This is a genomic window from Mycobacterium sp. ST-F2 (assembly GCF_001905655.1).
In the GTDB taxonomy this organism is placed as follows: Bacteria; Actinomycetota; Actinomycetes; order Mycobacteriales; family Mycobacteriaceae; genus Mycobacterium.
This window is the reverse complement of the sequence record NZ_JMHT01000031.1, coordinates 115,748-125,781: the sequence shown is the minus strand read 5'-3', so window position 1 is coordinate 125,781 and position 10,034 is coordinate 115,748. Positions and strand designations below refer to the sequence as shown.

Sequence of the window (10,034 nt, the reverse complement as noted above, 5' to 3'; positions counted from 1 at the left end):
CCAGTCAGGCCGCGTGACCGAAACTGTCACCTGATCGTGCAGCAGACCCTTCCTACCCCCCCCACTCAGCCTGCTGGATCAACACCCGGGCGCATTCGTCACGCCACTTGTCCTGGCTTGATCGCACCACCCAGCTGGGGGCCCTGAGTCCCGGCCCGCGAATTGGCAAGCCCCATATATGAATCCGCTGACGACAAGTATGAAGACCGCCGCAACCCACGCCAAGACACCGAACGTCACTCGTCGTTGCCACCGGGCGGCACCCTTGCCATAGGCAGCTTCAGTCAGGGCAACTCCGGGTAACCCGCCCTTGGGCGCCTCCACAACCGAGTTCCACGTCCGGTTGAAAGCGCGGTCGGTCTGGATGAAACGGCTGCCATCGCGTGGTCGGTCGACGACGACTTCATCGCCGTCGTCGATCCGCCCGCTGACGATGTTGCCGCGAATCTGCACCCGGACACTGTGGCCGTCGGAACATTGCAGCTCGAAATCGATGATCTGCAGCAGGGTCCCGAATTGGGTTGACTGCTTCACATTTCGGGCGATGCCGACCAGCTTGCCCGGTGGGGTGCGTTGCCCGAGTCGTGAGTTTGGGGTTGGCGCCGGCCCTGCGGCCGACGCGCCGGCAGCCAGCCCGGCGGCTTTGGCTTGCTCGGTTGTCGCGCGTTGGTGGACCGCACGCAGTGCTGCTTCTGCTGCTGCCGCAGCACGAGCAGGATTGTCCGGAAACTGTCGCTGGGCCCACGTTTGCCAACCTGCGTGCGCCTGGGCCCAGGCAGCTGTCCTGCTGCTTGTTGACTGGGACATCCTCAGATCCCTTCGCCGTTGTAATCGATGTCTTGGCCGGTGGTATCAGGCGCTCCCGTGGAGTTCTGGTCGGCGCAGAAGTTTTCCTCCGGCGGTGGCGCCGGTGTGAAATCCGGAACGGAAGTGACGTTGTGGCCGGTCGGCCCGTGGTCGGCGGTGTGGTTGGGATCGTGGGACGGTTCCCACAAGCCGGTGTGGTTACCGATGGCGTCGAGGAATCCGTATCCCTGGCCTCCCACCACCTCGAGCGGGTAATTGATCACGTCCGCGAAGTGGCCTCCGATGGCTGCAGCCCCCAGTGGGGCTGCACCAAGAAGCGAACGCCCGAGTCCCTCCCACGTCCCGCCCGGTTCCTTCATCCAGTCGCCTATCGGCGTCGTGAACTTTTCCGTGTACGACGCAAAATGCTTGTCCGCCATGTCGTCTCACTCCCGCACAGTTTTATGTGATGGAGGAATCATCGCGGACGGCAACTGGACTGCGTTGAGTAGTTGACTACTCAAATCGCATCCCTGCGAGGCACGTCCGACGCTGTGCGGAACAATGCCGGAATGAGCCCCGGCACCGAGTTCGACTTCATCATCGTGGGCGCAGGCAGTGCGGGCTGCTTGCTCGCCAACCGGCTCAGCGCCAACCCTGACCACCGGGTGCTGCTGATCGAAGCCGGCGGCAGAGACAACCTGTTCTGGATCAAGATTCCGGTGGGCTACCTGTACACCATCGCCAATCCCCGCACCGACTGGTGCTTCACGACCGAGGCCGATCCCGGTCTGGCGGGCCGCAGCATTCACTACGCACGGGGACGCGTGCTCGGCGGCTGCTCGTCGATCAACGCCATGATCCACATGCGTGGCCAGGCCAGCGACTACGAGCTCTGGGCGCAGGCCACGGGTGACGAGCGATGGCTCTGGGGCGGCGACGACGGCCCCGGCGAGACACTGGCGATCTACAAGCAGCTGGAAGACTACTTCGGCGGAGCCGACCAATGGCACGGCGCAGGTGGCGAGATTCGAGTCGACCGACCCCGCGTGCGCTGGAAAATCCTGGACGCCTGGCAGGCCGCCGCTGCCCAGAAGGGCATTGCCCCGATCGATGAGTTCAACAGGGGCGACAACGCCGGCAGCGCCTACTTCCACGTCAACCAACGGCGTGGCCGGCGCTGGTCCATGGCCGACGCTTTCCTGCATCCCGTCGCGCACCGGCCCAATCTCACCGTCTACACCGAGACGCAGGCCTTGCGGCTGTTGATGGACGACCAGGTTCAGCAGGGCCAGCGTCGCGGCGCCTGGACGACGGCACAGCACCGCGCCACCGGTGTGCGGCTGCTCAAAGGTGGCCAGACCATCGATGTCCGCGCACGTCGAGAGGTGATCCTGACCGCGGGGGCGATCGGCTCGCCCCACCTCATGCAGGCCTCAGGTCTGGGCCCCGCCGGACTGCTCGCCCAGCACCACGTGCCGGTCGCCGTCGATCTGCCCGGTGTCGGTGAGAACCTTCAGGACCATCTGCAGCTGCGCACGATCTACCGGGTGCAGAGGGCACGGACCGTCAACACGCTGTACCGGAATTGGATCACCCGCGGCGGCATGGGCGCTCAGTATCTGTTGCTGCGCTCGGGTCCCATGACCATGCCGCCCTCCACACTGGGGGCCTTCGCCAAAAGCGATCCCGAGCTGGCCAGTCCCGACCTGGAGTGGCATGTGCAGCCCTTGTCGCTGCCCAAGTTCGGCGAACCACTGCACCCCTTCGGAGCCATCACCCCCTCGGTCTGCAATCTGCGGCCCAGCTCGCGCGGCCACGTACGCCTCGCCAGTGCCGACCCGCTGACCGACCCGAAGATCCTGTGCAATTACCTGTCGACCGACGCCGATCTCCAGGTCGCCGTGAAGGGTCTCCGCATGACCCGGGAGATCATGGCAGCGCCGGCTCTGGCCGGTTACGACCCGCAGGAGCTGCTGCCCGGCGCGCAGCTGGCGAGCGAGGACGACCTGCAGCAGGCGGCTCGCGAACTGGGCACGACGATCTTCCACCCGGTGGGCACGTGCGCGATGGGATCCTTTGACGCACAAGGTATCCCGAAGTCAGGCACCACGGTGCTCGATACCGACTGTCGCGTGTATCGCGTCGCTGGCCTTCGAGTGGTCGACGCCTCGGCGATGCCCACCATCACGTCCGGGAACACCAACGCGCCGGTCATGCTGATCGCCGAGCGCGCGGCGCGGGCCATCCTGGGATGAGCCGGTCTACAGCCCCGACGGGACGACCTTGCCGTTGACCGTCACCTCGACCTGACCGGTCTTGGTGTTGAACGCGACCTTGCCGTGTTCGAACGTTGCGACGAGCTGATCGCCGGTGGGGGTCTCGTCACTGGTGACGACGCCCAACGGGCCGGCCGAGCCATTCGTGCCGCTAGCCGACGGCACGCCGTCCGCATCGCGCGGGACATTCCAGGCCTCGCGAATCTTGCCCCAGACGATATAGGCAGGCGTGCCCGTCTGGTTGTTCTTGGCCACGATCGCGCCGCCCTGGAACTGCTGGAAGACGACGCCGCTGTCGCGGGTTCCGGCGTTGTGGTCACCGGTCAGTGGCTTGCCGAGTGCCGCCTTCTGTTTGTCGGTCGCCGACGCGTATTTGGCGGCGATCGGACCGGTCAGTGTGACCTCGACATCCCTTTCGCCCATGACCTTCACCTCGGTGGGCGGCGCCGGGACCTCGGACGTCACGACCAGCGCGACCTGAGGCTGTGCGGACGGCTCGACGTTCGTGCCATTGCTGCAGCCGGTGACGGTCAGCGCGATGGCGGCCAGGCCGGCGACTGCGGTGCGGCGATACGTGCTCGTGTTCATAGGTTTCCCCTCACGTCTTCCTGTGGTGTGCGTCATGTTGCGGCTCATCCCCCGGCCCGGTCACGACCATAACGGAGCCATTGCAGCGTCGCGCGCGCTCACCGTCCGGCATCAGGTGCCTGGTGAAGAAGCGGGGCGGTCACCCTACCGGGCAGCTCGATGGTGGCTGCGGCGAAACCGCTCGCCAATTGAGGGTGTCATCGTGACACCTCGACGAGCTCGCCTTTGATGGCCCAACGTGAGCCCGTCGGATCAGCCGCGAGCAGTTCACCAGCGACGCACCAGTGGTCTGCGGGGTCCCACTGGACTCCGACGCCGAATGGCTTCACGAGACGCGGCACCACGCCGAACACTGACCGACGTTGGTCCAGCAGGTGCTGCTCGATTTCCGCTGGCGCTGCCGGCAGCACTTTCGCAAGCTGTTCAACGACGTGAGGCAGGACGGTCATGTCCGTATGGGCCTGGAAGGCGCTGATCAACCCATCGAATACCGGCTTCACCAACCCGCCCCATACAGGCTTTCGCGCTAACGGTGGCCGGATCTGGACTCTGACGGCGAAGGGCGTCTCAACCCCGCTCGCCGGCGCGTCAGCGTCGACCTCCTTGGCGTCGTACGCACGGGCCAGAGCAAGCCAAACCTGGGCTAGCTTCTTCTCGCCTGCGAAATCACCCAGGTCGATCCAGTCGAATGCCGCGAGCGTTCGGCCAGGCTGCCAATTTGCGAAGGTGTCCGTGTGCGCGGCGAGCGCATACCGATAGGCGAATCGGTAGCCCGAATGATCGGGAGCCGGTGGCAGATCGAGGCCGTGTTCGAACCGAATCCCGTTGCTGCCGGCCACTCTGAACGAGTCGATGTTGTAGAGCACGAGATTTTCCACGTCGGCGTTGGGGTATTTGGAGCCGTAATACGTAGCGTGCAGTACCTCGCCAGCCGACGGAACGAGTTGGCCGCAGCGACTGCGGATCTCGTCCCTCAGCTCGCATTGCCAGGCGGGAAGATGTTCAAATCGAATGTAGTCATCGGCCCAAGCCTCGACCACCGGTCTCGCTGCCTCTGGTCCATGGATCGCGAATCGGCCATCGAGCTTCGGTGGCGCGACCGTTTGCACAGCCGAACTGGCAGTGGGCGCATCTGCGGTGTGGATCTTGCGCTGCCCTCCTCGGTCCGGTTGGGCCTGCTCGGCCGAATCACCATGTACACCAGCGCCAGTCGGGCGGCAATTCCCACACGATTTGATCAACTGCCCCACTGCCGCGATCGCCCACTGCTCAAGTTCAACTAAATGGACCGCGCACACTTTCACGTACTGCCCGACGAATGACCCCCCGCTAGGGTTCTGGCCACTGATAGTGCGGCATCCTGCGTGGTGCATGCGTGCGGTCGCCGCGTTGTGCCCTCGCAGAATGTTGATGACGTAGCCCTCGGGGTGGGCGGCGAGCCAAGCAAGGTATTCAGCGTCGTCGTCGCGAAACTCGATGAGCGATGTCATAGCGGCCCATTGTGCCTACGGCCACCGACAAATTGCCTCAGTGGTAGCGAGTTCGCGTCGATTCGCTGAGTGCGTGGTCGGACGCCACCACGCGAAGTCGTCGTGTAATCGCGACATCGGCGTGCTCGAAGAAGAGAAGAATGTCTCTATGACGAACCAGAGCACCCTGACCGACCAGGAGAAGCAGGCCCGGCTCGACGTCAACCAGCTCAAGCAGCTGGTCGGTCTGGTGGAATATGACCCCAGTAACGACCCTTTCCCTGTAACGGGCTGGGACGCCATCGTTTTCGTGGTCGGCAATGCCACCGAGGCAGCGAGCTACTTCCAATCCACCTGGGGCATGGAATTGGTCGCCTACTCGGGGCCGGAGAACGGAAATCGCGACCACAAGGCCTTCGTTTTGCGCTCGGGGTCCGTGCGGTTCGTCCTGAAGGGCGCGGTGAGTCCCGACAGCCCACTCGTGGCTCATCACGCGAAACACGGGGACGGCGTCGTCGACATCTCCCTGGAGGTGCCCGACGTCGACAAGTGCATCGCCCAGGCCAAGTCAGCAGGCGCGACGGTCCTCGAAGACCCGCACGACCTCTCTGATGACAGCGGGACCGTCCGCGTCGCGGCCATCGCCGCCTACGGGCAGACCCGGCACACGCTGGTCCAGCGGGAGGTCGCCGGGGCCCGCTACGACGGCCCCTACCTGCCGGGCTACCAGCCGGCGACGAGTGGCTACGTCAAACGCGACGGTGCTCCCCCGCGACTGTTTCAGGCCCTGGACCACGTCGTCGGCAATGTGGAGCTCGGCAAGATGGACGAGTGGGCCAGCTTCTACAACCGGGTCATGGGGTTCGTGAACCTGGCCGAGTTCATCGGCGACGACATCGCCACCGACTACTCGGCGCTGATGTCGAAGGTCGTCGCCAACGGCAACCACCGCGTGAAGTTCCCCCTCAACGAACCCGCCGTGGCCAAGCGCAAGTCGCAGATCGACGAGTATCTGGAGTTCTATCGTGGTCCCGGCGTGCAGCATCTGGCGCTGGCGACGAACGACATCCTGACCAGTGTCGACGAGCTGCGCAGAGCCGGCGTTCAGTTCCTCGACACCCCGGACGCCTACTACGAGGACCCGGAACTGCGGGCCCGGATCGGCGAAGTGCGGGTGCCTGTGGAGGAACTGCAGCGACGCGGCATCCTGGTCGACCGCGACGAGGACGGGTACCTGCTGCAGATCTTCACCAAGCCACTGGGTGATCGGCCGACGGTCTTCTTCGAGCTCATCGAGCGCCACGGCTCACTGGGCTTCGGCAAGGGCAATTTCAAGGCCCTGTTCGAATCCATTGAGCGCGAGCAGGAAAAGCGCGGGAACCTCTGATGACCGACTACCAGTCGGGCTTCGGCAACAGCTTCGAAAGCGAAGCGCTGCCTGGCGCGCTGCCGGTGGGCCGGAACTCCCCGCAGCGGTGCGCCTACGGCCTCTACGCCGAGCAACTCAGCGGTTCCCCATTCACCGCACCGCGCGCCAGCAACAAGCGATCGTGGCTGTACCGGATACGACCCAGCGTGGCCCATTGGGGCCGATTCACTCCCGTTGGCGCCGAAGGGGTTTCGTACTGGCGCTCGGCTCCCGATGATGCGCCCCCGATACCGATCGACCAAATGCGCTGGAACCCCCTGCCGATGCCGGACCTGGTCACGACGTTCATCACCGGCGTCCGCACCATGTCGACCGGCGGGGACGTCAACACCCGCACCGGATTTGCCAACAGCATCTACACCATCACGTCATCGATGGTGGACGCCTACTTCTACAACGGCGACGCCGAAATGCTGTTCGTCCTGGAACACAACAACATCCGATTCTGGACCGAGTTCGGAATCATCGACGCCGAACCCAGCGAGATCGTCGTCATCCCTCGCGGGGTGAAACTTCGTATCGAGGTACCCGACGGTCCGGCCCGCGGCTATCTGTGCGAAAACTACGGCGGCTCTTTCACTCTCCCCGAGCGCGGCCCCATCGGCGCCAACTGCCTGGCCAATGCGCGAGACTTCCTCACCCCGGTGGCGGTGTACGAAGATCGCGAGGGTCCGGCCACGTTGTACGTGAAGTGGGGCGGGACGTTGTGGCAGGCCGAAGTGAGCCAGTCACCGCTGGATGTCGTTGCCTGGCACGGTAATTACGCCCCGTACAAGTACGACATGCGGCGCTTCTCCCCTGTCGGCCCCGTGCTGTTCGACCACGCGGATCCGTCCATCTTCACGGTACTGACCTCGCCGAGCGAGACGCCAGGAACGGCCAACGTCGACTTCGTCTGCTTTCCCGAGCGGTGGATGGTCGCCGAGGACACCTTCCGACCGCCGTGGTACCACATGAACGTCATGAGCGAGTTCATGGGACTCGTGCACGGCGTCTACGACGCCAAGCCCGACGGCTTCGTCCCCGGCGGCCTCAGCCTGCACAACAGCATGACTCCACATGGCCCTGACGCCAACGCGTTTCAGGCTGCGAGCACCGAGGACCTCAAGCCGGTGAAGCAGGAGAACACGCTGGCCTTCATGTTCGAAACCCGGTTCCCGCAGAAGGTCACGGCCTATGCCGCGAATTCTCCAGAGCGGCAACAGGATTACGCCGACTGCTGGAGCGGTCTGACCAAACGATTCCACCCGGACACGCCATGACCGCGCTGGATTACACGCATGATCCTGGGGTGCGCAGCTGGGTCACGACTGCTGGCCCCGGGAGCGACTTCCCCTTGCAGAACCTCCCGTTCGGCGTGGTGGCCGACACTACCGGAGAGGCATTGCGCGACGCTCCCCGTGGCGTGGTCCGAATCGGCGACGCAGTCCTGGATCTGCGAGGCCTCGCCGAGTCGCGGTTGCTCATCGGTGATGCGCAGGCAGCAGCCGAAGCCGGTGCACACGGAGCGCTGAATGCCTTGTTCGCGTTGGGCGCCGGCCCGCGGGCCGCCCTGCGCAGGTCGCTGTTCTCTCTTCTCGTCGAGGGGGCGCCTCATCGGGAGAGGGTCGCGAATCTCCTCACCCCGTTGTCGGAGGTCGACGTCCTGCTCCCCGCCCGTATCGGTGACTACACCGATTTCTACGTCGGCATCCACCACGCCCGCAACATCGGCGCGCTGTTCCGGCCCGATAACCCCTTGCTGCCCAACTACAAGTGGGTTCCGATCGGCTACCACGGGCGCGCTTCCAGCGTGCGGATCAGCGGTAGCCCCATCACCCGCCCGCACGGGCAACTGAAATCCGCCGACACACCACAACCGGTGCTGGCGCCGACGCGGCGACTGGACTTCGAACTCGAGCTCGGCGTCTGGATCGGCGCCGGAAATGATCTCGGCGAGCCGGTCGGGATCGATGACGCAGAATCTCATATCGCCGGTTACTGCCTGCTCAACGACTGGTCGGCCCGCGACGTGCAAGCCTGGGAGTACCAGCCCCTGGGCCCCTTCCTGTCCAAGAGTTTCGGCACCACGGTCTCCCCTTGGGTGATCACACCGGAGGCGTTGGCACCGTTCCGGATTCCGGTGGATCGCCCCGAGGACGACCCTGCTCCCCTGCCGTACCTCGACAGTCCCCGGCATCGCACGCAGGGCGGTGTCGAGATCGAACTGGAGGTCCACATCAGTACGGCGCAGATGCGCAAGGACGGCACACCGCCGCATGACATTTCGCGCTCATCGACGCGCCACATGTACTGGACTGTCGCGCAGATGATCACCCACCACACCAGCAACGGCTGCGACCTCAAGCCCGGCGACCTGCTCGGTAGCGGGACCCTCTCCGGCCCCACCAAGGGTTCAGAAGGCAGCATGATGGAACTCGGCCGGAACGGCCCGATCACGCTGCCCACCGGCGAAACTCGCACGTTCCTCGAGGACGATGACGAGGTTGTGCTGACTGCCCGGGCTCATCGACCGGGTGCGGCCACCATCGGATTCGGCGAATGCGTCGGCGTCGTGCGGCCGGCGATCACCTACCCGTGACCTGCGACGCGTCATGCATCAGGCGCTGCACCATGTCGTCGTCCACGTCGGCGAAGAAGCCTCCGACCACGTCTTCGATCTCGGTGAATCCCCTGGCGCAGAACAGGATCGGTTGGTAGTGCGTGATGTCGTATGTCTGCACGCCCATCCGGCTGATGTTCAGCGGCCGCAGTTCGGCCAGGTCGACCTGCTGGATCTCTCCGTACGACGACAGTAGGCCGGCGCCGTAGCTGCGCACCTCGCCATGCTCACGGACCACGCCGAACTCCAGCGAGAACCAGAAGACCTTCGAGATGAATTCGAGTGCCTCAGTCGTTTTCACGCGCCGAGCAGCCTGCCCCGCCAACCGGTACAACGCCGCGAACCGCTCATGGGCCAGACAGTTTCCGTGGCCGACGACTTCGTGGATCAGATCGGGCTCGGGCGTGTAGAGCGGCACGGAGTGGTGCCGGATGTACTGGGTGGAATGGAAGATTCCGTCGGCGAGGAGTCCGTAGAACTCGCGCAGGGGCACCAACCCGGCCGCGGGTACGTACTGAAATCCGGTGAGCGGCCCCAGCATCTCGTTGACCTCGACGAGTTGCGGGATCCGATCCTCGGGCAGGCCCAGCCGCTCGCGGCCCTGCAGATACACGGCGCAGGCCCGGCGTTGATGCAGCCGGTGAAGTTCGGCGCACGCGATGCGCCAGACTTCCTGCTCGTCCTCGGTGTAGGTCGCGATGGGTGGTGGTGTGCCGGGCTGCCAATCCATGGCGAGTGCGGCAATGGCGTTGCGGCGGGCGCGGTATTCCGGATCGACGGCGCCGGGGTGATCGTCGGCGAGATGAACCGTGACGTCATCGCCCGAGCGCGTCACCGGCGCGTACAACTGCGCTTCTTCGAACATCGCTGCCTCCCGGGGG

General features: G+C 64.9%; 8 protein-coding genes. 4 read left to right on the top strand and 4 right to left on the bottom strand.

Translation table 11 applies throughout. From position 1 onward, the window contains the following. Window positions 1-809: 809 nt before the first annotated feature. Entirely contained in the window at window positions 810-1,226 is a 417-nt protein-coding gene (locus EB75_RS13445) for a hypothetical protein (RefSeq protein WP_073695861.1), read from the bottom strand. 132 nt (window positions 1,227-1,358) lie between these two features. Between EB75_RS13445 and EB75_RS13440 the strand changes: the two genes are divergently transcribed. Further along, entirely contained in the window at window positions 1,359-3,044 is a 1,686-nt protein-coding gene (locus tag EB75_RS13440; RefSeq protein WP_073695860.1) for a GMC family oxidoreductase, read from the top strand. A gap of 6 nt (window positions 3,045-3,050) precedes the next feature. On the opposite strand, the gene EB75_RS13435 is transcribed toward EB75_RS13440, so the two are convergent. Continuing rightward, window positions 3,051-3,653 carry an LGFP repeat-containing protein gene (locus tag EB75_RS13435; protein WP_073695859.1) on the bottom strand — a complete coding sequence of 201 codons (603 nt, stop codon included), beginning with the start codon at window positions 3,651-3,653 and terminating at the stop codon, window positions 3,051-3,053. A 197-nt stretch (window positions 3,654-3,850) separates the two neighbouring features. After that, the gene (locus tag EB75_RS13430) at window positions 3,851-5,143 is read right to left on the bottom strand and encodes a hypothetical protein (RefSeq protein ID WP_142239584.1); all 1,293 of its coding nucleotides are present in this window, start codon (window positions 5,141-5,143) and stop codon (window positions 3,851-3,853) included. Window positions 5,144-5,291: 148 nt separating this feature from the next. On the opposite strand from EB75_RS13430, the gene hppD reads away from it, so the two are divergent. The 3 genes from hppD to fahA are packed head-to-tail and all read left to right on the top strand — an operon-like array spanning window position 5,292 to window position 9,132. Further along, a complete protein-coding gene (gene hppD / locus EB75_RS13420) occupies window positions 5,292-6,509 on the top strand; it encodes a 4-hydroxyphenylpyruvate dioxygenase (RefSeq protein WP_073695891.1) in 1,218 nt (405 codons plus the stop codon). Beyond that, window positions 6,509-7,813 carry a homogentisate 1,2-dioxygenase gene (gene hmgA, locus EB75_RS13415; protein ID WP_073695856.1) on the top strand — a complete coding sequence of 435 codons (1,305 nt, stop codon included), beginning with the start codon at window positions 6,509-6,511 and terminating at the stop codon, window positions 7,811-7,813. Before hppD ends, hmgA begins: the two co-directional genes overlap by 1 nt. Continuing rightward, a complete protein-coding gene (gene fahA, locus EB75_RS13410; RefSeq protein ID WP_073695855.1) occupies window positions 7,810-9,132 on the top strand; it encodes a fumarylacetoacetase in 1,323 nt (440 codons plus the stop codon). The genes hmgA and fahA overlap by 4 nt, the downstream gene beginning before the upstream one ends. On the opposite strand, the gene EB75_RS13405 is transcribed toward fahA, so the two are convergent. Beyond that, window positions 9,119-10,018, bottom strand: a complete 900-nt coding sequence (locus tag EB75_RS13405; RefSeq protein ID WP_073695854.1) for a phenylalanine 4-monooxygenase — start codon at window positions 10,016-10,018, stop codon at window positions 9,119-9,121. The genes fahA and EB75_RS13405 overlap by 14 nt on opposite strands. Window positions 10,019-10,034 lie beyond the last annotated feature (16 nt).

What these genes read in the sequence shown, in the direction of transcription:
- EB75_RS13405 (WP_073695854.1), bottom strand. Translation starts at nt 10,018, where the DNA reads ATGTTCGAAGAAGCGCAGTTGTACGCGCCGGTGACGCGCTCGGGCGAT.
- fahA (WP_073695855.1), top strand. Translation starts at nt 7,810, where the DNA reads ATGACCGCGCTGGATTACACGCATGATCCTGGGGTGCGCAGCTGGGTC.
- EB75_RS13440 (WP_073695860.1), top strand. Translation starts at nt 1,359, where the DNA reads ATGAGCCCCGGCACCGAGTTCGACTTCATCATCGTGGGCGCAGGCAGT.
- EB75_RS13445 (WP_073695861.1), bottom strand. Translation starts at nt 1,226, where the DNA reads ATGGCGGACAAGCATTTTGCGTCGTACACGGAAAAGTTCACGACGCCG.
- EB75_RS13430 (WP_142239584.1), bottom strand. Translation starts at nt 5,143, where the DNA reads ATGACATCGCTCATCGAGTTTCGCGACGACGACGCTGAATACCTTGCT.
- hppD (WP_073695891.1), top strand. Translation starts at nt 5,292, where the DNA reads ATGACGAACCAGAGCACCCTGACCGACCAGGAGAAGCAGGCCCGGCTC.
- EB75_RS13435 (WP_073695859.1), bottom strand. Translation starts at nt 3,653, where the DNA reads ATGAACACGAGCACGTATCGCCGCACCGCAGTCGCCGGCCTGGCCGCC.
- hmgA (WP_073695856.1), top strand. Translation starts at nt 6,509, where the DNA reads ATGACCGACTACCAGTCGGGCTTCGGCAACAGCTTCGAAAGCGAAGCG.